The 21,058-nt window shown below is 71.6% G+C and carries 18 protein-coding genes; 11 read left to right on the top strand and 7 right to left on the bottom strand.

Annotated features, from left to right (window positions below):
* Positions 1-21 precede the first annotated feature (21 nt).
* On the top strand, positions 22-1,476 hold the full coding sequence (locus H180DRAFT_RS13520) for an aldehyde dehydrogenase family protein (protein WP_055486309.1): 1,455 nt from the start codon (positions 22-24) through the stop codon (positions 1,474-1,476).
* Between the two features lie 163 nt (positions 1,477-1,639).
* On the opposite strand, the gene H180DRAFT_RS13515 is transcribed toward H180DRAFT_RS13520, so the two are convergent.
* Positions 1,640-2,011: a nuclear transport factor 2 family protein gene (locus H180DRAFT_RS13515; protein WP_055486308.1), complete on the bottom strand. Its 372-nt coding sequence runs from the start codon at positions 2,009-2,011 to the stop codon at positions 1,640-1,642.
* 75 nt (positions 2,012-2,086) lie between these two features.
* On the opposite strand from H180DRAFT_RS13515, the gene H180DRAFT_RS13510 reads away from it, so the two are divergent.
* From H180DRAFT_RS13510 to H180DRAFT_RS13470, 9 genes are all read left to right on the top strand, one after another.
* Positions 2,087-3,121, top strand: a complete 1,035-nt coding sequence (locus H180DRAFT_RS13510) for a phosphotriesterase family protein (protein WP_107097648.1) — start codon at positions 2,087-2,089, stop codon at positions 3,119-3,121.
* Entirely contained in the window at positions 3,114-3,863 is a 750-nt protein-coding gene (locus tag H180DRAFT_RS13505) for a metallophosphoesterase (protein WP_254666017.1), read from the top strand. The genes H180DRAFT_RS13510 and H180DRAFT_RS13505 overlap by 8 nt, the downstream gene beginning before the upstream one ends.
* A gap of 280 nt (positions 3,864-4,143) precedes the next feature.
* The gene (locus H180DRAFT_RS13500) at positions 4,144-6,057 is read left to right on the top strand and encodes an acyl-CoA dehydrogenase family protein (protein WP_079100090.1); all 1,914 of its coding nucleotides are present in this window, start codon (positions 4,144-4,146) and stop codon (positions 6,055-6,057) included.
* 178 nt (positions 6,058-6,235) lie between these two features.
* Positions 6,236-7,486, top strand: coding sequence for a 1-deoxy-D-xylulose-5-phosphate reductoisomerase (dxr, locus tag H180DRAFT_RS13495; RefSeq protein ID WP_079100089.1), 1,251 nt, complete (start codon positions 6,236-6,238; stop codon positions 7,484-7,486).
* Complete coding sequence (locus H180DRAFT_RS13490; protein WP_055486305.1) at positions 7,483-8,787, top strand: M50 family metallopeptidase; 1,305 nt, start codon at positions 7,483-7,485, stop codon at positions 8,785-8,787. Before dxr ends, H180DRAFT_RS13490 begins: the two co-directional genes overlap by 4 nt.
* Before the next feature lie 242 nt (positions 8,788-9,029).
* A complete protein-coding gene (ispG, locus tag H180DRAFT_RS13485; RefSeq protein ID WP_055486304.1) occupies positions 9,030-10,193 on the top strand; it encodes a flavodoxin-dependent (E)-4-hydroxy-3-methylbut-2-enyl-diphosphate synthase in 1,164 nt (387 codons plus the stop codon).
* Between the two features lie 177 nt (positions 10,194-10,370).
* The gene (locus H180DRAFT_RS13480) at positions 10,371-11,216 is read left to right on the top strand and encodes a GNAT family N-acetyltransferase (RefSeq protein ID WP_055486303.1); all 846 of its coding nucleotides are present in this window, start codon (positions 10,371-10,373) and stop codon (positions 11,214-11,216) included.
* Between the two features lie 65 nt (positions 11,217-11,281).
* Positions 11,282-11,854, top strand: a complete 573-nt coding sequence (locus H180DRAFT_RS13475) for a GNAT family N-acetyltransferase (RefSeq protein ID WP_055486302.1) — start codon at positions 11,282-11,284, stop codon at positions 11,852-11,854.
* A gap of 97 nt (positions 11,855-11,951) precedes the next feature.
* A complete protein-coding gene (locus H180DRAFT_RS13470; RefSeq protein ID WP_055486301.1) occupies positions 11,952-13,664 on the top strand; it encodes a proline--tRNA ligase in 1,713 nt (570 codons plus the stop codon).
* A 128-nt stretch (positions 13,665-13,792) separates the two neighbouring features.
* Here H180DRAFT_RS13470 and H180DRAFT_RS13465 read toward each other — a convergent pair whose 3' ends face one another.
* From H180DRAFT_RS13465 to H180DRAFT_RS13455, 3 genes are all read right to left on the bottom strand, one after another.
* Positions 13,793-14,761, bottom strand: a complete 969-nt coding sequence (locus tag H180DRAFT_RS13465; RefSeq protein WP_055486300.1) for an HpcH/HpaI aldolase/citrate lyase family protein — start codon at positions 14,759-14,761, stop codon at positions 13,793-13,795.
* Positions 14,751-15,968 (bottom strand): CaiB/BaiF CoA transferase family protein, encoded by a 1,218-nt coding sequence (locus H180DRAFT_RS13460; protein WP_055486299.1) that lies wholly within the window; start codon positions 15,966-15,968, stop codon positions 14,751-14,753. Before H180DRAFT_RS13460 ends, H180DRAFT_RS13465 begins: the two co-directional genes overlap by 11 nt.
* Positions 15,969-16,097: 129 nt before the next feature.
* Positions 16,098-17,018 (bottom strand): LysR family transcriptional regulator, encoded by a 921-nt coding sequence (locus H180DRAFT_RS13455; protein ID WP_055486298.1) that lies wholly within the window; start codon positions 17,016-17,018, stop codon positions 16,098-16,100.
* A 171-nt stretch (positions 17,019-17,189) separates the two neighbouring features.
* Between H180DRAFT_RS13455 and H180DRAFT_RS13450 the strand changes: the two genes are divergently transcribed.
* Positions 17,190-18,635 carry a CitMHS family transporter gene (locus H180DRAFT_RS13450; protein ID WP_055486297.1) on the top strand — a complete coding sequence of 482 codons (1,446 nt, stop codon included), beginning with the start codon at positions 17,190-17,192 and terminating at the stop codon, positions 18,633-18,635.
* Positions 18,636-18,698: 63 nt separating this feature from the next.
* On the opposite strand, the gene H180DRAFT_RS13445 is transcribed toward H180DRAFT_RS13450, so the two are convergent.
* The 3 genes from H180DRAFT_RS13445 to H180DRAFT_RS13435 all read right to left on the bottom strand — a co-directional run bounded on the left by H180DRAFT_RS13445 (position 18,699) and on the right by H180DRAFT_RS13435 (position 20,912).
* Positions 18,699-19,676: an aminoglycoside phosphotransferase family protein gene (locus H180DRAFT_RS13445; protein ID WP_055486296.1), complete on the bottom strand. Its 978-nt coding sequence runs from the start codon at positions 19,674-19,676 to the stop codon at positions 18,699-18,701.
* Between the two features lie 193 nt (positions 19,677-19,869).
* Positions 19,870-20,349 (bottom strand): ferritin-like domain-containing protein, encoded by a 480-nt coding sequence (locus tag H180DRAFT_RS13440; protein WP_055486295.1) that lies wholly within the window; start codon positions 20,347-20,349, stop codon positions 19,870-19,872.
* Complete coding sequence (locus H180DRAFT_RS13435; RefSeq protein ID WP_055486294.1) at positions 20,346-20,912, bottom strand: hypothetical protein; 567 nt, start codon at positions 20,910-20,912, stop codon at positions 20,346-20,348. Before H180DRAFT_RS13435 ends, H180DRAFT_RS13440 begins: the two co-directional genes overlap by 4 nt.
* Positions 20,913-21,058 lie beyond the last annotated feature (146 nt).

The following is a 21,058-nucleotide window of genomic DNA, read 5'->3' as shown; positions in this document are numbered from 1 at the left end:
CACCGGAAGGGCGGCCCCGCAGTGACGACAGCGACCTCCCCGCACGCGTTCTGGCTCGCCGGCCGTGAGGCCACGGGCGACGACACGCTCGATGTCACCTCGCCCTGGGACGGCAGGCACGTGGGAAGCATCAGCCTTCCCACGGCCGATCAGGTCGAGGAGGCCGTGGCCGCCGCTGCCGCCGTCGCCGAGGAGTTCTCCGCGACTCCCGCGCACGTGCGTGCCGCCGCTCTGGACCACGTCACGGCCCGCGTCCGCGAGCGGTCCGAGGAGATCGCGACGCTGATCTCGGCGGAGAACGGCAAGCCCATGAAGTGGGCGCGCGGCGAGGTCGGCCGGTGCGTCTCCGTCTTCCGCTGGGCCGCCGACGAGGCGCGCCGCTTCAACAGCGGCGAGGCGCAGCGGCTCGACTCGGACGCCGGCGGCACGGGACGCCTCGCCTACACCCGGCGCTTCCCGTTCGGGCCGGTGCTCGGCATCGCGCCCTTCAACTTCCCGCTCAACCTGTGCGCCCACAAGGTCGCACCCGCGCTGGCCGTCGGCACCCCGATCATCCTCAAGCCCGCCCCGGCCACACCGCTGTCGGGTCTGCTGATCGGTGAGCTGCTCGCGGAGACGGACCTGCCCGCCGGGTCGTGGTCCGTGCTGCCCGTGCCCAACGACCGGATGCCGGAGCTGGTGCAGGACGAGCGGCTGCCGATCATCTCCTTCACCGGCTCGGCGCCCGTCGGCTGGTCCATCCTCGACTCCGCCCCGCGCAAGCGCGTCACGCTCGAACTCGGCGGCAACGGCGCGGCGATCGTGCTGGGCGACTTCTCCTCGGAGGAGGACCTCGACTGGGCGGCGCAGCGCATCGCGACGTTCTCCAACTACCAGGCGGGCCAGTCCTGCATCTCGGTGCAGCGCGTGATCGCCGACTCCTCCGTCTACGACCGTCTCGTGCCGAGGATCGTCACCGCCGTCGAGGCCCTGCGCACCGGAGACCCCTCCGACCCGGCCACCGACGTCGGGCCGCTGGTGAGCGAGGACGCGGCCAAGCGCGTGGAGGCGTGGGTCGAGGAGGCCGTCTCGGCAGGCGCGAAGCTGCTCGCGGGCGGCAAGCGCGAGGGCGCCACGTACGCGCCGACCGTGCTGGAGGGCGTGGGCCCCGAGACGCAGATCGGCTGCGAGGAGGTCTTCGGGCCGGTCATGTCGCTGACGAAGGTGGACGGCGAGGACGAGGCGTTCGCCGTGGCCAACGACTCCAAGTACGGCCTCCAGGCAGGCCTGTTCACGCACGACATCCAGGCCGCCTTCCGCGCGCACCGTGCGCTGGAGATGGGCGGCGTGATCGTCGGTGACGTCCCCTCCTACCGCGCCGACCAGATGCCCTACGGCGGTGCGAAGCAGTCGGGCGTGGGCCGTGAGGGCGTCCGTTTCGCGATGGAGGACTACACCTACGAGCGCGTGATGGTGCTGACCAATCTGGAGCTGTAGCGCTCGCCGCTCCAGGGGGAATCCGGAACGGCGGACCCGGCGGAGACAGACGGACCCGGACCGTGCGCGGTGTGCGCGCGGTCCGGGTCCGCCGCGTCGCGTCGTGTGTGCCGTCCGGCCCTCTGCGCCGGACGGGAACGGACCGGCGGGCGGGGCGGGGCGCTCAGATCGCCGCGAGGTCCCCGGCGAAGACGACCATCTGGTCGATGCGTTCGTCACGCAGGTGCACCATGTCGGTTCCCGTCAGCAGCAGTTGACCCGCTCCGTTGTGGTAACTCCAGCTGTAGCGCGCCCACTCGCCGGGGGCGTCGACCACCGTGGTCCGCGTCACCTTTCCCGGGCCGTCGGGATGCGCGCGGAGTTCGTTGATGAAGTTCTCCACCGCCTCCACCCCGGTGCTGCGCCCCAGCGGCCCCCAGAAGACGACGTCCTGCGTCAGCGCGCGCGAGAGCAACTCGGTCACGTAGGCCTGGTTCGGGGCGTTGAAGGCGGCAAGGAAGGTGTCTACAGCGTCTTCGCCGGGTTCGACCTGCATGCCTCTGTCCTATCAGAAGCACGCGCCCGGTAAAGGCCCGAGCTCTTCGCCCGCTGCGCGGGGTAGATTCACGCCATGCCCGTGACCAGTGGGAACGAAGAGGCCGGGCCGCAGCCCGTGAGTGCCGTCCGCACCGTCCTCGGTGATGTCCCCGGCGACCGGCTCGGAGTGTGCGACGCGCACGCCCATCTCTTCCTCCGCTCTCCGGCGCTTCCCGGCCGGGAGCTGGACGACGCCGCCGCGGCCGAGGCCGAGTCGGTCGCCTTCGCGGACGCGGGCGGGCAGTCGGCCGTGCAGTGGACGCCCTACGGGATGGGACGTTGCACGGGCGCCCTGGCGGAGCTGGCCCGCCGCACCCGGCTGCATCTGATCGCCGCGACGGGCCTGCACCAGGCGGTGCACCACAAGCCCCCCGGCTGCAAGAGCGCCCACCGCACGACGGGCCGTCCCGGACAGCCGGATCCCCTCGGCGCCGGGGCGGCCGGCCTCGCAGAGCTCTTCGTCGAGGAGCTGACCCGGGGAGTGCGCGGCAGCGTCTGCGGCGAGGGACCGCGAGCCGGGCTGATCACGGTGGCCGGCGGCCTCCACGGCCTGGACGCACACGCGACGCGCGTGATGCACGCTGCGGCCGAGGCACACCACGCCACGGGCGCACCCGTCGCGGTGCACCTCGAAGGCGGCACCGCCGCACACGAGGTGCTCGACCTGCTCTGCGAAGGCCAGGGTGTGCCGCCGGACCGTGTGCTGCTGGGTCACGTCGGCCGCCTCCCCGATCCCGCGCACCACCGCGAGCTCGCGCGACGCGGTGCCTGGCTCGTCTTCGACGGCCCCTCCCGCGCCCACCGCGCGACGGACGCGCGGCTGACGGAGTGCCTCGCGTCGCTCGTCGAGCACGGGCACGGCGACCGGATCATGATCGGCTCCGACATCACGCATGCCGAAGCCCGGGGCGCTCCGGGTATGCACTACCTGCCGGCGGTGCTGCGGCCGCGCCTCGCCCGGGAGTTGGGCCCGGAGGCCGCCGAGCGGATATTCGTGCACAACCCTGCCCGCGCTCTCGCGGCCGAGTGGAAGGACCGAGCGGTTGTTCGTCTTCGCACACATGAGTGACACGCACATCGGACAGGACCGCGGGGACGGCGGTGTCCGCGCACGCGAACGCACGGAGCGCGTACTGCGGTACCTGGAGGAGCTGCCGGGCGACCTGGACGCCGTGGTCCTCACCGGCGACGTCACCGATCACGGCACCCCGGAGGAGTACGCGGAGGCCGCGAAGCTGCTCGACGGCTCCAGACACGTTTCGCTGCACTGTCCGGGCAACCACGACTCACGCGGCCCGTACCGTGCCGCGCTGCTGGACGCCGACCCGGACGACACCTCGCCCGTCAACCGGCTGGTCGTGCTGCCCGGTGCCACCTTCGCGATGTGCGACTCCAGCATCCCCGGCCGCGGCGACGGCTACCTCGACGACGGCACTCTCGCCTGGCTCGACAGCGCGCTCGCCGGAGCGCCGCACGACAGGCCCGCGTTCGTCTGCTTCCACCACCCGCCAGTGCCGCTGCACGGTCAATACGTCGATCCCATACGCCAGTTCGGGGAGCACCGGCTCGCCGCCGTCGTCGAAGGTCACACACATGTGGCGGCGCTGCTGTGCGGACACAGCCACACGCCCGCCGTCACGACGTTCGCGGGCCTTCCGCTGGTCGCGGCGCCCGGCGTCGTCTCCACGCTGAAGATGCCCTGTGAGGGCGAGGCCGGAGGGCCGCTCGACTACGCGCTGCCGCCGATGCTCGCCTACCACGTCCACGACGACGAGGGCCGTCTGACGACGCACTTCCGGGTGGTGCCCTGACCGGGCGCCGAGGCTGCTGCGACCCCGTCCGGATGCGGCCTGCCCGAGCGCGGGCCCGCTCCGCACGGCGCCGGGCGGCATGACGGCCGGCCCACGGGGCAGAAGGGCGTGCGACCGCGCCGCCACGCGCCGCGGCGCATCCAGGACACCGCGTGCGGAAAGTCTGGTACGCACCGGATGAATCGGGTACATACGAGCGAGTAGCACCGGCCGGTAGTGCGCGGCGCCGCACGGCGCCGCACGGCGTTCACTGTCCCTACCACGCGGCGAGATGAGTGAGATGACTGTCTCCGAGCGCGAAGCCCGAGAAGTAGCCGAGGCCGCACGCGAACAGGACTGGCGCAAGCCCAGCTTCGCCAAGGAAATGTTCCTGGGCCGCTTCCGGCTGGACCTGATCCATCCCCACCCCGAGCCGTCCGCCGAGGAGGTGCGCCGCGGCGAGGAGTTCCTGACGAAGCTGCGCGACTTCTGCGAGACGACGATCGACGGCGCCCGGATCGAGCGCGAGGACCGCATCCCCGACGAGGTCGTCGCCGGCCTGAAGGACCTCGGCGCGCTCGGGATGAAGGTCGGCCCCGAATACGGGGGCCTCGGCCTCACGCAGGTCTACTACAACAAGGCGCTCGCCATGGTCAGCAGCGCCAGCCCGGCCGTCGGCGCGCTGCTCTCCGCGCACCAGTCGATCGGGGTGCCGCAGCCGCTGAAGATGTTCGGCACCCAGGAGCAGAAGGACACCTTCCTGCCGCGCTGTGCCCGTACGGACATCTCCGCCTTCCTGCTCACCGAGCCGGACGTGGGCTCCGACCCGGCCCGGCTTGCGACGACGGCCGTGCCCGACGGGGACGACTACGTCCTCGACGGTGTGAAGCTCTGGACGACGAACGGCGTCGTCGCCGACCTCCTCGTCGTCATGGCCCGCGTGCCGAAGTCCGAGGGGCACAGGGGCGGCATCACGGCGTTCGTCGTCGAGGGCGAGTCCGAGGGCGTCACCGTCGAGAACCGCAACACCTTCATGGGTCTGCGCGGCCTGGAGAACGGCGTCACCCGCCTCCACCAGGTCCGCGTCCCCGCGGCCAACCGCATCGGCAAGGAGGGCGAAGGGCTCAAGATCGCCCTGACGACCCTCAACACGGGGCGCCTGTCCCTGCCGGCGACGTGCGTGGGCGCCGGCAAGTGGTGCCTGAAGGTCGCCCGCGAGTGGAGCGAGGCGCGCGTGCAGTGGGGGCGGCCCGTCGCCAGGCACGAGGCAGTCGGCAGCAAGATGTCGTTCATCGCCGCGACGACGTTCGCTCTGGAGGCAGTGGTCGACCTCTCCAGCCAGATGGCCGACGAGGAGCGCAACGACATCCGGATCGAGGCCGCGCTGGCCAAGCTGTTCGGCAGCGAGATGGCGTGGCTGATGGCTGACGAACTCGTCCAGATCCGCGGCGGACGCGGCTTCGAGACGGCCGAGTCGCTCGCGGCGCGCGGCGAGCGGGGCGTCCCCGCCGAGCAGCTGCTGCGGGATCTGCGCATCAACCGCATCTTCGAGGGCTCGACGGAGATCATGCATCTCCTCATCGCCCGCGAGGCCGTCGACGCGCACCTGGCGGTCGCGGGCGATCTGATCGACCCGGACAAGACGATCTCCGACAAGGGACGCGCGGCCGTGGCCGCCGGCGGTTTCTATGCCCGCTGGCTGCCCAAACTCGTCGCGGGGCCGGGCCAGTTGCCCGGCACGTACTCGGACTTCGGTGAACTCGCCGGGCATCTGCGCTACGTGGAGCGCACCTCGCGCAAGCTCGCGCGCTCCACCTTCTACGCCATGTCGCGCTGGCAGGGGCGCATGGAGACCAAGCAGGGCTTCCTCGGACGGGTCGTGGACATCGGCGCCGAGCTGTTCGCGCAGAGCGCGGCGTGCGTACGCGCGGAGAAGCTGCGGCGCGACGCGTTGAGCAGCGGCCCCGACGGCAAGGCGCCGTACCAGTTGGCCGACGCGTTCTGCAGGCAGTCGCGCATCCGGGTCGAGGAGCTGTTCGGCCGGCTGTGGCACAACACGGACGACCTGGACCGCAAGGTCGTGGGCGGCATCCTCGACGGCGCCTACACGTGGCTGGAGGAGGGCGTCGTCGACGCCTCGTCGGACGGTCCGTGGATCGCCGAGGCAGTGCCGGGACCCTCTAAGAAGAAGGACGTGCACAGGCGGATCGGCTGAAGCACCGCTGATCCGGCGTGGGAGGGGGTGGGCGCCCGGCGCGGGCACGCGCGCCGGGCGCCCGCGCCGATGCGCACGGTGGCTCCGCAGCGAAGTCGCGGCCTGCCGGCGGACCTCCGGTGGGGCGGGGGCGGCAGGCGGTTGATGCAGCAGGCAGAGGAACCGTCAGAATGGGGCCATGACCCAATCCCTCGCTGATCCGCACCTGCGGCCCTCCGTGGCGCCGGACGTGCCGGAAGGGCCCCGCGACATCGTCATCCTCGGATCGACCGGCTCCATCGGCACCCAGGCGGTCGACGTCGTACTGAGCAACCCCGGCCGGTTCCGGGTCACCGGACTGTCGGCCGCCGGCGGAAGGCTGGAGCTGCTGGCCGGGCAGGCGCACCGGCTCCAGGTGCGGACCGTGGCCGTCGCCCGCGAGGACAAGGCCGTGCAGCTGAGGGAGACGTTGCGCGCCGAGTACGGGCCGGGGAAGGCGATTCCCGAGGTGCTGGCCGGGCCGGACGCGGCGACCGAACTGGCGGCAAGCGAGTGCCACACCGTGCTCAACGGCATCACCGGCTCCATCGGCCTGGCCCCCACACTCGCGGCACTGAAGGCGGGCCGGTCGCTGGCGCTGGCCAACAAGGAGTCGCTGATCGTCGGCGGCCCCCTGGTGAGGGCGCTGGCGGCACCCGGCCAGATCGTGCCCGTCGACTCCGAGCACTCCGCCCTCTTCCAGGCCCTGATGAGCGGCACGCACGAGGAGGTGCGCAAGCTGCTGATCACCGCGTCCGGCGGGCCCTTCCGCGGCCGTACGAAGGCTCAACTCGCCGACGTGACACCGAAGGAGGCGCTCGCCCACCCCACTTGGGAAATGGGCCCGGTGATCACCGTCAACTCGGCGACGCTCGTCAACAAGGGCCTGGAGGTGATCGAGGCCCACCTCCTCTACGACCTGCCCTTCGACCGTATCCAGGTGGTCGTGCACCCCCAGTCGGCCGTGCACTCCATGGTCGAGTTCACCGACGGCTCGACACTCGCCCAGTGCGGGCCGCCGGACATGCGGCTGCCGATCGCGCTCGGCATCGGCTGGCCCCGGAGGGTTCCGGACGCGGGCCCGGTCTTCGACTGGTCGCGTGCGATGTCGTGGGACTTCTTCCCGCTGGACGCCGAGGCGTTCCCGGCCGTGCCGCTCGCCTTCCGGGTGGGCCGGTACGGGGGGACCGCACCGGCCGTCTACAACGCGGCGAACGAGGAATGCGTCGAGGCGTTCTTGAGCGGAAGGCTGCCGTTCCCCGGCATCGTGGATACGGTTGCCGCTGTGGTCGAGGAGCACGGGACGCCTGCCGAGGCGGCGCTCACGCTCGACGATGTCCTCGACGCGGAGACGTGGGCGCGCGCACGCGCCCGTGAACTGGCGACGGCAGCAGCGGAGGCCCGCGCGTGATCACCTTCATGACGATTCTCGGCATAGTCGTCTTCATCGTGGGGCTGCTCTTCTCCATCGCCTGGCACGAGCTGGGGCACCTTTCGACGGCGAAGATGTTCGGCATCCGCGTGCCGCAGTACATGGTCGGCTTCGGCCCGACGATCTTCTCCCGCCGCAGGGGCGAGACGGAGTACGGCCTGAAGGCGGTGCCCCTCGGCGGCTACATCCGCATGATCGGCATGTTCCCGCCCGGCGAGGACGGGGCGCTGCGGCAGCGCTCGACCTCGCCGTTCCGGGGCATGATCGAGGACGCGCGTGCCGCGGCCTTCGAAGAGCTGAAGCCGGGCGACGAGAAGCGCCTCTTCTACACGCGGGCGCCCTGGAAGCGCGTCGTCGTGATGTTCGCCGGGCCGTTCATGAACCTCATCCTGGCCGTCGTGATCTTCCTGGTCGTGCTGATGTCCTTCGGCATCAACACCCAGACCACGACGGTCTCCTCCGTGTCCAAGTGCGTCATCCCGGCGTCGTCGAAGTCCGACAAGTGCCCGGCGGGCGCGAAGGACTCACCGGCCAAGGCCGCCGGTCTGCTGCCGGGCGACAAGATCGTGGCCTTCGACGGCAAGCGCGTCACCGAGTGGGGCGCCCTCCAGCAGCAGATCCGGGACACCACGGGGCCCGCCACCATCACCGTCGCGCGTGACGGCGGCCGCAAGACGCTCCAGGCCGATCTGATCCCGAACAAGGTCGCCAAGTCCGACGGCCGCGGCGGCTACGTCGAGGGCGAGTACGTGACGGCCGGTTTCCTCGGCTTCACGCCGGCCAGCGGCGTGGTCCCGCAGACCTTCCCGCAGTCCGTCGACCGGATGAGCGACATGATGGTCTCCGGCGTGGAGGCGCTGGTCGCCCTCCCGTCGAAGGTCCCCGACCTGTGGAACGCCGCCTTCGGCGGCGCCGAGCGGCAGCAGGACTCGCCGATGGGAGTCGTGGGCGCGGCCCGCGTCGGCGGCGAGGTCTTCTCGCTCGACATCCCGCCGACGCAGCGCGTGGCGACGATGCTGTTCCTCGTCGCGGGCTTCAACCTGTCGCTCTTCCTCTTCAACATGCTGCCGCTGCTGCCCCTGGACGGGGGCCACATCGCGGGCGCCGTGTGGGAGTCGCTGCGCCGGGCCTTCGCCAGGGTCTTCCGGCGACCCGACCCCGGACCGTTCGACGTGGCGAAGCTGATGCCCGTGGCGTACGTGGTCGCGGGGATCTTCATCTGCTTCACCCTCCTGGTCCTGGTGGCCGACGTGGTCAACCCGGTCAGACTCGCGGGATAGCGGGGGAGAGCAGACGGTCCTGGCAGGCTCGGTCGGGCGAGCCCGGCCGGGCAGGGGAACGCCCGTCGGCGCCGCCGGAAACGCGTCCCGTCCCGCCCGCCGTGCCTTTGCTCCGTATGTACGCTTCATCCGGTTCGCGGGAGAGGGATGTGCTCCCAGGGGTGGGGGTGCCGTAATCTCGGGGGCCGGAGCCCGTCGATCTCCCGGGACTTCTCGAACCACACCTTGGGGTTGCACGCCTGATGACAGCGACAGCGATTTCGCTCGGAATGCCGGACGTACCGACCAAGCTCACCGACCGCCGCAAGAGCCGGAAGATCCACGTCGGTCCGGTCGCGGTCGGTGGTGACGCACCGGTGTCCGTACAGTCGATGACCACGACCCGCACGGCCGACATCGGCTCGACTCTCCAGCAGATCGCCGAACTGACCGCGTCCGGCTGCCAGATCGTGCGGGTCGCCTGCCCCACGCAGGACGACGCGGATGCGCTGTCCACCATCGCGCGCAAGTCGCAGATCCCGGTGATCGCCGACATCCACTTCCAGCCGAAGTACGTCTTCGCCGCGATCGACGCGGGCTGCGCCGCCGTCCGCGTCAACCCCGGCAACATCAAGCAGTTCGACGACAAGGTCAAGGAGATCGCACGGGCGGCCTCCGCCGCGGGGACGCCCATCCGCATCGGCGTCAACGCGGGCTCCCTCGACAAGCGGCTGCTGCAGAAGTACGGGAAGGCCACACCGGAGGCGCTCGTCGAGTCGGCGCTGTGGGAATGCTCCCTCTTCGAGGAGCACGGCTTCCGCGACATCAAGATCTCGGTCAAGCACAACGACCCGGTCGTGATGATCAACGCCTACCGGCAGCTCGCCGCCCAGTGCGACTACCCGCTGCACCTCGGCGTCACCGAGGCCGGTCCCGCCTTCCAGGGCACCATCAAGTCCTCCGTCGCCTTCGGCGCCCTGCTGGCCGAGGGCATCGGCGACACGATCCGGGTCTCGCTGTCGGCGCCGCCCGCCGAGGAGTGCAAGGTCGGCATCTCCATCCTGGAGTCTCTCGGCCTGCGCCAGCGTCGTCTCGAGATCGTCTCCTGCCCGTCCTGCGGACGTGCCCAGGTGGACGTCTACAAGCTGGCCGACGAGGTCACCGCGGGACTGGAGGGCATGGAGGTTCCGCTCCGCGTCGCCGTCATGGGATGCGTCGTCAACGGCCCCGGGGAGGCCCGCGAGGCGGACCTCGGAGTCGCGTCGGGCAACGGCAAGGGGCAGATCTTCGTCAAGGGCGAGGTCATCAAGACCGTCCCCGAGTCCAAGATCGTCGAGACGCTCATCGACGAGGCGATGAAGATCGCCGAGAAGATGGAGAAGGACGGCGTCGCCTCCGGTGAACCCGAGGTCGCCGTCAGCGGCTGAACTGCCGCCGACGTCCGCGGACGTCCGCACACGCGCCTGGAACCGGGCCCCGTCGCCGCGATGGCTGACGGGGCCCTGTGGCGCAGTCGCGCCGGCCGCGTGGCAGGTACAGTCGGAGAGCCCCCACTCCATCCCTTCCGTCCTCAGGGGGCATGTCACGGTGAGGCAGCCGACACGTTGTTGACCACCACCTCCACCAGGGTTGTCGACCCGGCCGAACTCGACGACGTCTTCGCCGTGCTGCGTCGTGAGCCTGTCAACAATGCCTTCATCGCCTCCCGCGTCCACGCCGCCGGGCTCGACGCGCTGCGTCTCGGCGGTGAGATGTGGGGCTGGTACCAGCGGGGCCGGCTGAAGTCCCTCTGCTACGCCGGGGCCAACCTCGTACCGCTGTGCGCGGGACCGGAGGCCGTCCGCGCCTTCGCCGAAAGGGCACGCCGGCAGGGGCGCCGCTGCTCCTCCATCGTCGGCCCGGCGGACTCCACCGCCGCCCTGTGGTCCTACCTCGAACCGCACTGGGGCCCCGCCCGCGAGGTCCGCCGCCGGCAGCCGCTCATGATCACCGAAGAGGTCCCCCGGGACGTGCGCCCCGATCCTCTGGTGCGCCGCCTCCGCAAGGACGAGATGGAACTGGTGCTCCCCGCCTGTGTGGAGATGTTCACCGAGGAGGTGGGTGTCTCCCCGCTCGCGGGTGACGGCGGCCTGGTCTACCAGTCGAGGGTCGCCGAACTCGTGGGCTCCGGGCGCTCGTTCGCCCGCGTCGAGGACGGCCGGATCGTCTTCAAGGCCGAGATCGGCGCTGCCACGCCCCATGCCTGCCAGATCCAGGGCGTCTGGGTCACCCCCGAGCGGCGAGGCGAAGGCCTGTCCGTCTCCGGCATGGCGGCGGTGCTGCGCTACGCGCTGAACGAAGTGGCGCCCCTCGCGAGCCTCTACGTCAACGACTACAACCTGGCGGCGCGTGCCGCGTACAGACGTGTCGGCTTCCGCGAGACCGGCGCGTTCATGAGCGTCCTCTTCTGAGAACGGGCGTCCACGGCGGTCGGCGGAGGCGTTGACCGTCGGTAGCTCCTAGTAGCCTCCCGGGCATGCTGCATTCTGCCGGGGGACCATCACCCCAGGACCCCCGCGAACCCCTCGTCGGACCGCTCGACCTGGAGGCGGACGTCGACGATGCGCTCGCCGTGCAGGCCGTCGCCTTCGGGCTGAGCGACGAGGAGATCGCAGTGCGGCGCCACATCGTGCTGCGGCACATGAAGTCCCCCGGAGCGCGGGCGCTCGGCGCCCGCACACCGGAAGGCCGGCTGATCGGTTTCGTCTACGGAATGCCCAACGACCGCACCCAGTGGTGGTCCACCGTCGTCGCCGGATATCTGCGCGCGGCGGGCTGCGGCGACTGGCTGGACGACTCGTTCGTCATCACCGAACTCCACGTCCTCCCCCTCCACCAGCGGCGGGGTCTCGGACGCCGTTTGATCACCATGCTCACCGACACCGCCGCCGAACCGCGCTCCCTGCTCTCCGCGATCGACACCGACAGCCCCGCCCGCCACCTCTACCACCGGCTCGGCTACCGCGACCTGGCCCGCAACGTGCACTTCCCGAGCGCGCCCAGCCCGTACGCGGTGATGGGGGCATGGCTGCCGCTGAGGCGTTCCTGACGCGACGGGGGAATCGCATTTCCGTGCCGTGCAGCGGGCCGGATACCCTCCTCCTCAGTTGTTTCCGGCTTCTTTCAACCACCGCACGGAGAATTCCATGGCAGCCCGAGTCCAGCGTTTGTCCCGGTCGATGCTGAAGACGCTGCGCGACGACCCGGCCGATGCCGAGACCACCAGCCACAAGCTGCTGGTGCGCGCCGGATATGTGCGGCGGGCGGCCGCCGGCATCTGGACGTGGCTGCCGCTCGGGCTCACGGTGCTGGAGAACGTCACCCGGGTCGTACGCGAGGAGATGGACGCCATCGGCGCCCAGGAGGTGCTGCTTCCCGCGCTGCTGCCCAAGGAGCCCTACGAGGTCTCCGGACGCTACGACCAGTACGGCGACCTGCTCTTCCGCCTGGAGGACCGCAAGGGCGCCGGATATCTGCTCGGGCCGACGCACGAGGAGATCTTCACCCAGGTCGTCAAGGACCAGTGCACCTCGTACAAGGACCTGCCTGTCACGCTCTACCAGATCCAGACGAAGTACCGGGACGAGGCGCGTCCCCGGTCCGGGATTCTGCGCGGACGTGAGTTCACGATGAAGGACGCCTACTCCTTCGACGTCTCCGACGAGGGCCTCGCCGAGTCCTACGCGCGCGAACGCGAGGCGTACCAGCGCATCTTCGAGCGCCTCGGCCTCGACTACCGCATCGTCTCCGCCGTCTCGGGCGCCATGGGCGGCTCGGCATCGGAGGAGTTCCTTGCGCCGGCCGCCGCGGGTGAGGACACCTACGCGCAGTGCCCCTCATGCGGGTTCGCGGCCAACACCGAGGCGCTGTCGGTCCCCGTGGTGCCCGCGGAAGCGGCCGGGCATCCCGCGATCGAGGAACTCGACACCCCGGACACCCCGACGATCGAGACGCTCGCCGAGCACCTGGGCATCCCGGCCTCGGCCACGCTGAAGAACCTGCTGGTGAAGATCGACGGTGAGATCGCCGCCGTCGGCGTCCCCGGCGACCGCGACGTGGATCTCGGCAAGCTGGGCGAGCATCTCGCTCCCGCCGAGGTCGAGTTGGTCACCGCGGAGGACTTCGTCGGCCGGCCCGACCTGGTGCGCGGCTACGTCGGCCCGCAGGACGGCATGGCCGGCAAGGCCTTCCGGTACATCGCCGACCCCCGCGTCGCGCCCGGCACCGAATGGGTCACGGGTGCGAACAAGCCGGACAAGCACGCGCGGCACGTGGTCTGCGGACGCGACTTCGAGGTGGACGACTACCTCGACGTGGTCGTCGTCGAGCCCGGAGATCCCTGCCCGAACTGCGGCTCCGGCATCGTCCTCGACAGGGCGATCGAAATCGGCCACATCTTCCAGCTCGGCCGCAAGTACACCGACGCCTTCGAGCTGGACGTGCTCGGCCAGGACGGCAAGCCGGTGCGCGTGACGATGGGCTCGTACGGCATCGGCGTGACGCGCGCCGTGGCGGCGCTGGCCGAACAGACCGCGGACGAGCAGGGGTTGTGCTGGCCGCGGGAGATCGCGCCCGCCGACGTCCACGTCGTCGCGGCGGGCAAGGCGCTGCAGACGGAGCTCGCGGTCGACGTCGCGGAGAAGCTGGGTGCGGCCGGCGTGCGCGTGATCGTGGACGACCGCGCGGGAGTCTCGCCGGGAGTGAAGTTCACCGACGCCGAGCTGATCGGCGTCCCGACGATCCTGATCGTGGGCCGTGGCGCGAAGGACGGTCTGGTCGAGCTGAAGGACCGACGCACCGGCGAGCGCGAGGAGCTGACGGTGGCGGACGCCGTCGCCCGTCTCTCGTCCGCCGCCTGACACGGGCAGCGGGAGCGGCGGCCGCGCGCCCGGGTGCCGGGTACGCCGCCCCGCTCCGCGCCGCCGTGCGCCGCCCCGCGTCGTACCGGCGGCGCTCCGGAGCCGGAGTCGCTGCGCGGCAGCCGCGCTCAGCCCTCGGGCGGGCTCTCCACGGCATCCGGACCCTGCTCACGCCGCCCGTGCCGCAATAGAAGCTGCTCCGCGCCGGCGGCCATCGCCTCGTCCACCATCCGGCCCTCGAAGGTCACGGCACCCGCGCCCCGTGCCTGCCCGTCGCGTACGGCGGCGATCAGCCGCTCGGCGCGGGCGAGTTCGTCCGCGCCGGGGGAGAAGACCTCGTTGACCACGGGAACGTGCGAGGGGTGGATCGCCATCATGCCGGTGTAGCCGAGTGCCCGGTTCTGTTCGGCGAAGCGCCGCAGGCCTGCCAGGTCGCCGATGTCCGTCCACAGACCGCCGACGGGGTGTTCGGCGCCGGCGGCACGCACGTCCAGCAGGACGCGCGAACGAAGGGCGTGCGTCTCGCCGCCCTCGGGGCTCCAGCGGTAACCGACCGCCCGTTCGACGTCGCCGCCGGGGGCGGTGAGCGCGCCCGCGTAGGCCACGCGGGCGGAGGCGGCTGCGATGTCGTGCGCGTTGCGCAGAGCCCGCGCCGTCTCCAGCAGAGGGACCACCGCGAAGGTGCCCGCCCGCAGGCCGTGCTCGCGCTCGCACCACGTCAGCAGGCGGTCGGTGATCCTGATGTCCTCCTCGGAGCACACCTTCGGCAGGACGATTCCGGCGAGGCCGGGCCGGGCGGCGGCCCGGAGTTCCTCGGCGGCGGACCAGTCGCCGAGCGGATTGATCCTCACGAAGAGTTCCATGCCGCCGTCTGCGCGGTCCCCGGGTGCGGCGTGCCGGGTGACGGCCTCGGCCACGCGCGCACGGGCCGTCCGCTTGTCCTGGCCCGCCACCGCGTCCTCCAGGTCGAGGATCGCCGCGTCGGCGCCGGACGCCTCGGCCTTGGGCAGCCATTCCGTCTTCGTGCCAGGTACGAACAGCAGCGAGCGCAGGGGTGTCCGCCCGACCCCGGAAGCGCCGCCCGGCTCAGACGACACCGTGCCGCTCCAGCTCAGCGAGTTCCTCGTCCCCGATGCCGAGCCAGCGCTGGTAGACGATGCGGTTGTCCTCGCCGAGAGCCGGCCCGGTGCGCCACACCCGCCCCGGGTTCTGCCGGAAGTGAGGGATGACGGCCTGCATGCGAACGGGGCCGAGTTCCGGGTCCTCGACGGTCACGATGTCCTCCCGTTCCGCGTACACGGGGTCGGCCGCGATGTCGGCGGCGTCGAACACGCGGGAGGCCACCACCTCGTTGCGGGCGAACAGCTCCAGGCACTCGTCCGTGGAGCGCTGCGCGACCCACTCACGCAGTCCCGCGTCGAGCTGGTCGCGCCTGGCCTGCTGCGCCTCGGCGGTGGCGAACTCCTCCTCGGGCAGGCCGAGAAGGACAGCCACGTTGCGTACCGAACGCAGCGTCGCGGAGGTGACGGTGATCCACTCGCCGTCGCGGGACCGGTAGGTGTTGATCACCGCGGCGGGTGCGACGGCGAGCTGGTTGCCCGACCGCTCGGGCACCGTGCCCAGCTGGTCGTGCACGATGACCTGCCATTCGACGAGGCGGAAGAGGGGCTCGAAGAGGGCGAGGTCGATCCACTCCCCGTCGAAGTCCGGGTCGCGTTCGCGGCGGTGCAGGGCGGCCAGCACCGCGTAGGCACCCATCAGCCCGTTGACCGCGTCGCCGTGCGAGAAGCCGGTGTGGACGGGAGGGCCGTCCGGAAAGCCGGTCAGATGAACGACCCCGCTGCGCGCCTCGCCCATCTTGCCGAAACCCGGGCTGTCGGCCAGTGACGATGTCGCGCCGTAGCCCGATATCTGCAGCAGCACCGCCTTCGGGTTCAGCCGGTGCACCGATTCCCAGTCGAGACCCCACTCGCGCAGGCGGCCCGCCCGCAGCGTGACGATCACGACGTCGGCCCAGGCGACGAGGCGGTGCGCGAGCCGCCGTCCTTCCTCCTGGTGCAGGTCGAGGGTGACGGACCGCTTGTTGCGTCCGGCGACCTTGAACCACAGGGGCGTGCCGTCGCGCCGGGGGCCCATGGCCCGGGCCGCGTCACCGGAGCCCGGGGGTTCGACGTGTACGACGTCCGCGCCCTGGTCCGCCAGCATCGAGCCGGCCAGCGGTCCGGCGACGACATGGGCGAACTCGACCACCTTCAGGTCGCACAGCTGCCCGCGGCGTCCGGAGGCGTGGTGGTCGTCGGTCACAGAGCGGCTCCCTCGTTCGGCCTCGTCGCGGGTGTCTTCCGCTTCAGCCTCTCCGAGCGAGAAATGCCTGTCCAGCAAGAAAGGACCATCAATCGATGCGCTTTTCGCATGGCCGTTCCAGTGGCCGCCTCACGCCCACGAGACGCCGTCCGGGAGGCCGCTGCCCGCTTCGCGCAGCGCGTCGAGAGTCTCCAGGAAGCGGTGGGCCGCGAGGGGCACCGTCCGCCTGGTCCGCATGGCGACGTCGAGACGCCGGTGGACCACCGGCCGGGAGAGCGGCCTGGTGACGAAGGGACCGCTGCCCAGAAGCGGAAGGACGAGGGCAGGCATCGCCGAGACCCCCAGCCCGGCGGCGACCAGACCGCCGACCGTCGCCACGCTCCCCGCCTCCGCCGCGGGTGCGACCCGGGCGTCGATCTGCGCGAAGGTGGCATCGGCGAGCCGCCGCACGCTGGAGTCCCGGCCGATGGCGAGATACGGATGCCGTGCGAGGTCTTCCCAGGTCACCTCGTCCCGTTCCGCCAGTTCGTGCTCGGGCGGCAGCACCGCGACGAACCGGTCGCGGACCAGGGGCCGGTGTTCGAGCTGCGCCGACGGCTCCCCCGTCGTGATCGCGAAGTCCGCGTCGCCGGAGGTGACGTGGGCCAGCACTGTGCGCTCCGGCCCGTCCATGATCCGTACGGAAGCGTGGGGCCGCTCTCTGCGGAACCGGGAAATGACCTGCGGGAGCAGCACGGCGGCGACCGAGGGCAGTGTCGCCACGGCGACCGTCCCGGACTCGCCGAGCAGGAAGCGCTCCATCTCCTTCATCCCCGCCCGGTGCGCACCGAGGATCTGGTCCGCGATCCGCAGCGCCTCCGCCCCGGCCGCGGTCAGCTGTACGTTGCGGGTGTCGCGCTCCAGCAACTGGGCCCCCACCAGCCGTTCGAGGTCGGCGACCGCCCGACTCAGCGACGACTGAGAGACGTGAAGCTGTGCGGCGGCGGCGGTGAAGCTCGCCGCCCGGGCCACGGCGGCGTACGCGGAAAGCTGGCGGAGTGTGGCGTCCATGGGCGGTGAGCATAGGCGCGAGCAGAGCGAACTCATGCACAGATCGCATCAGTGGATCCCCGTTCAATGCTGGACACCCATTCGATCCGGCTCGGAAACTCTCGGGCAACGCGACGCCCCCACCTCCATGAGTCGCCCGCCGCCAGGCCCGGGACACGAGAGCGAGAGATCATGCTGGCAGCACTGGGCTTCACCACGATCGGACTCTTCCTACTGCTCACCATGACCAAGCGGCTGTCCGTGCTTGTCGCTCTGGTCCTGCTCCCCGTGCTGGCGGCCCTGGCCGGAGGATTCGGCGACGAACTCGGCGACATGGTTCTCGACGGCCTGGCCACGGTGGCGCCGACCGGGATCATGATCGCCTTCGCGGTCCTCTACTTCAGCCTCATGGTGGACGCCGGTCTCTTCGACCCGCTGATACGCGGCATCCTCCGGATCGCCCGCGGGGACCCGCTGCGAATCTGCGTCGGCACCGCCGTGCTGACGATGTGCGTGGCACTCGACGGCGACGGGGCCTCCACCTTCCTCATCACCGTCTCCGCACTGCTGCCTGTCTACCGGCGACTGGGCATGCGGCCGCTCGCCCTCAGCGGAATCATCTGCCTGGGCGCCGGCGTGATGAACATGGTTCCCTGGGGCGGTCCGACCGCGCGGGCCGCCGCCGCGCTGAAGCTCGACACCTCCGAGATCTTCGTGCCCGTCCTCCCCGCCATGGGCTGCGGAATCGCTTGGGTTCTGCTGGCCTCGTACCTCATCGGACGGCGCGAGCGGAAGCGTCTCGGGGAGCTGTCCGCGCAGCAGGGGCCCGCAGCCGGTGCCGGCGAAGGCCCCGGCGAAGGCTCCGCCGAGGGCGCTGTCGACGCGGCGCATTCCGCACGGCCGGAGAGCGGGCCCAAGGCCACGGCGGAAATCCCGGCCACGACGGCCACCGCCACCTCGGCCGCAGCCACCCCGTCCACCGATGCGACGCCGGACCGGGACGCACCCGCCCGCCCCCGGGCATGGCTGACGGTCTTCAACCTGGTGCTCACCCTGACCTTGCTGGTCTGCCTCGTGCTGCAACTGCTGCCGCTGCCGGTGCTGTTCGTCGTCGGTTTCGCCCTCGCCCTGCTCGTCAACCACCCCAGGTGGGAGGACCAGCAGGCGCTGCTCGACCGGCACGGCAAGAACGTCGTCCTGGTGACCACCATGATCTTCGCGTCCGGGGTGCTCGCGGGGATCCTCACCGGCACCAAGATGATCGACGAGATGGCCCAGGCGCTCGTCTCCGTCATCCCCGCATCGCTGGGCGGCCACCTCCCCGGAGCCGTGGCCGTCACGGGCATGCCGCTGAGTCTCGCCCTGACCCCCGACGCGTACTACTTCGGCGTGCTGCCGGTGCTCTCGGAGACCGCGCAGGGATTCGGCACCGGAGAGGCCGAGATCGCCCGGGCCGCAATCCTCGGGCAGATGACGACGGGCTTTCCGCTCAGCCCGCTCACGGCCGCGACGTTCATCCTCGTGGGCATGACCGGCGTCCAGCTCGGTGAGCACCAGCGCTTCATCTTCGGCTGGGCGTTCGCGACCACCCTCGTGATGACGGCAGCGGCGATGCTGACCGGTGCCGTACCCCTCTGAGCGCACAGTGCCGGACGCGGCGCCTGCCGGCGAGGGAGCCCCCGGGCGCCCCGCGTCCCGCGGTCAGAGCCAGCCCGCGAACTCCAGCAGCAGCTCCCCGTCCTCCCGGTTTCCGCTGCTCATGTGCCGTACGCCGGACTCGACCGCCCGGTAGAGCGACCAGCCCCGCAGCCGCTCGCGGTCCACATCGAGGGAGTCGGCGAGCTTGTTGAGGCGGCGCCTGGTCGCCGAGGCGGCGCCGGGGGAGGCGAGCAGATCGTGCAGCCGGTCGCGCACCAGCCGCGCCAGGTCGAACGTGCGCTCACCCAGCAACGGATCCGGGCCGGTCACGAGCCAGGGCGCACGGCCGGCATCCGCGGCGAGGACCGCGCCCTGTCTGAAGTCGCCGTGGAGCAGCACCTGTTCGGGAGGGTCGGAGAGCAGCGCGTCGCGCAGCTCCAGCGCCTCGTCGCGGAGCGGCCGCACCTCCGGCGGCGTCGCGGGTGAACGCAGGAAGGCGCAGCTCGCCGCGGTGTGCTCGGCGACCGTGCGCAGGCAGTCCGCGCCGGGCTCCCCGCCGTCGCGGACTGCCGCGGCCGGAACCCACAGCCGGCGTGCCGCCGAAGCGGCTTCCAGCGTCGCCCTCGCCTCCGGGAGCGAGCGCAGCGACATCTCCCCGTGCAGCCGCTCCAGCAGCAGCGCTCCCTCCGCGGCGTCGCGACGCAGCAGCCGCACGGCGCCCCGCCCGTCCCACTGCGCCAGAGCGGCACCCTCCCGCTCGGTGCGCTCCCGCACCCCGTAGACGTACGGGGCCAGCAGCTTCAGCGCTGCCGGAGTGCCGTCGGCCTGCCGTACGAGGGTCACCAGGCTGCTGCGGCCGCCGGGCGAGACCACACGGTCCGGCGTCAGCTCCCATTTCCCGAGCATCCGCTCCAGAGTCGCCGGCAACTCCCCGAGCCAGTCCTCGCCGGCCCGGCCCAACTCCTCACCGGCGTGGCCGTGTTGAGAGGCGAGGGTGCGCACAAGCCGCTGCGGGGGATCGAGAGGCAGTGCAGAAGGCATGCGGTGACGTGGACCTTTCCGGACGGCGGACGGCGGACGGCGGGCAGCGGGACACGGGCGAGCTGTGCCGTGCCGGTGCGGCACGGCTCGGTCAGTGCGCGTGCGGTGTGCGTGCTGGTGTGCGTGCGAAGCGCTCTGCCCGTGCCCGGTGTCCGGTGCTCGGTTCCGGTTCGCCGGCCCCCCTCGGGGACGGTCAGAGCGAACCGGATGTCCCACCGGGCGACGGCGAACCCGAAGGCACCGGGCCGTCGGAGCCGGAACGCTCGGAGAGACCAGGGAAGGCTACGCCTGTGCGCCGCCACCGCACCGACCGGACCGCAGCCTCGCTCAGCAGCGCGGCCGCCTCCCGCCTGCGGGCACCTTCACTGACCCGCACGAGGTCCGCGTACACCCCGGCCAGCCGGTCCTCCAGTTCGGCTGCCAGCCGCACCGCGGCGGCGCTGTCCGGCACCGCGAAGGGCAGTGCGTACGCCGCGGCGGCAGGCTCCGGTTCGCCGCCCAGGTCGCGCACCTCCCGGCGCAGCGCGTCGCGGCGTGCCCGGTGCGCGTCGTAGGCGCTGCGCGCCTCGTCCTGGCGGGACGAATCGATGCGGCCGCCGACGACGCCGTAGCCGTAGACAGTGGCGTGCTCGGCCGCGAGGGCCGCCTGCACGGCGTCGACCAGCTTCTTCATGAGCCACCGTCCTTCCCGTCCCCGGCGCCGAGCAGATAGGCGTGTGCCGCGCCCGCCGCCGCGAGGGACGCCAGCAGCCGGGCCGTCTCCGGCGGTGCCTTCACCAGCGCTTCGGTGCGGGCCCGGGCCGTGCGGCGCTCCGCGTCGCCCAGCTCCGTCAGCGCCGCCTTCTCGTCACCCGGAACCCGCGGCCTGCCGGGCCTGCCGTTCTTTCCCGCACCGGCCTCTCCGGCGCCGTCGCGGCCGCTCCTGTCGCCGTTGCCGCCGCGGCCGTCGGTGTTCTTGCCGCTCTTGCCGTCGTGGTCGCCGCTGAGCACCTCCGCGTGCCGCATCGTCGCCGCGCGAAGCGGACGCAGCCGGTCCGCGAGGCCCGAGTGCGAGTCGGCGGTGGCGTCGTAGCGGGCCAGCAACTCGAGGCTCTGCTTGGTCGCTTCGCGACGCAGGCGCTTGTCCTCGCCGGTGTTCTGCGCGGCGTCCGTGCCGCTTCCGTCCCCCGAACAACCTGCGACGAGCGTCGTCAGCGCCCCGAGAGGGGCCAGAGTGCCCAGAGTCCCCGCGACCATCGACCTTCTGCGCGGGCCCGCCGGCGGGTGGGGGCGCCACCGGGCCGGAGGGTCTGGGGGAGGCGTGAGCGGCATCGGGCTCCCTGAGCGGCGTCGGAACATCGCTGGAATCTCTGCGGCGGACACCACTTACGGTGATCACCGCC

This window comes from Streptomyces sp. WMMB 322, from assembly GCF_900090145.1.
GTDB lineage: Bacteria > Actinomycetota > Actinomycetes > Streptomycetales > Streptomycetaceae > Streptomyces.
Note: the sequence above shows the minus strand (reverse complement) of the source record. Positions and strands in the feature narration are given on the sequence as shown.

Excerpts from the sequence above, each read along its gene's own strand:
- H180DRAFT_RS13445 (WP_055486296.1), bottom strand. The coding sequence starts at position 19,676 with ATGCCTTCTGCACTGCCTCTCGATCCCCCGCAGCGGCTTGTGCGCACC.
- H180DRAFT_RS13505 (WP_254666017.1), top strand. The coding sequence starts at position 3,114 with ATGAGTGACACGCACATCGGACAGGACCGCGGGGACGGCGGTGTCCGC.
- H180DRAFT_RS13515 (WP_055486308.1), bottom strand. The coding sequence starts at position 2,011 with ATGCAGGTCGAACCCGGCGAAGACGCTGTAGACACCTTCCTTGCCGCC.
- H180DRAFT_RS13435 (WP_055486294.1), bottom strand. The coding sequence starts at position 20,912 with ATGGTCGCGGGGACTCTGGGCACTCTGGCCCCTCTCGGGGCGCTGACG.
- H180DRAFT_RS13510 (WP_107097648.1), top strand. The coding sequence starts at position 2,087 with ATGCCCGTGACCAGTGGGAACGAAGAGGCCGGGCCGCAGCCCGTGAGT.
- H180DRAFT_RS13470 (WP_055486301.1), top strand. The coding sequence starts at position 11,952 with ATGGCAGCCCGAGTCCAGCGTTTGTCCCGGTCGATGCTGAAGACGCTG.
- H180DRAFT_RS13475 (WP_055486302.1), top strand. The coding sequence starts at position 11,282 with ATGCTGCATTCTGCCGGGGGACCATCACCCCAGGACCCCCGCGAACCC.
- dxr (WP_079100089.1), top strand. The coding sequence starts at position 6,236 with ATGACCCAATCCCTCGCTGATCCGCACCTGCGGCCCTCCGTGGCGCCG.
- H180DRAFT_RS13455 (WP_055486298.1), bottom strand. The coding sequence starts at position 17,018 with ATGGACGCCACACTCCGCCAGCTTTCCGCGTACGCCGCCGTGGCCCGG.
- H180DRAFT_RS13450 (WP_055486297.1), top strand. The coding sequence starts at position 17,190 with ATGCTGGCAGCACTGGGCTTCACCACGATCGGACTCTTCCTACTGCTC.
- H180DRAFT_RS13500 (WP_079100090.1), top strand. The coding sequence starts at position 4,144 with ATGACTGTCTCCGAGCGCGAAGCCCGAGAAGTAGCCGAGGCCGCACGC.
- H180DRAFT_RS13440 (WP_055486295.1), bottom strand. The coding sequence starts at position 20,349 with ATGAAGAAGCTGGTCGACGCCGTGCAGGCGGCCCTCGCGGCCGAGCAC.
- ispG (WP_055486304.1), top strand. The coding sequence starts at position 9,030 with ATGACAGCGACAGCGATTTCGCTCGGAATGCCGGACGTACCGACCAAG.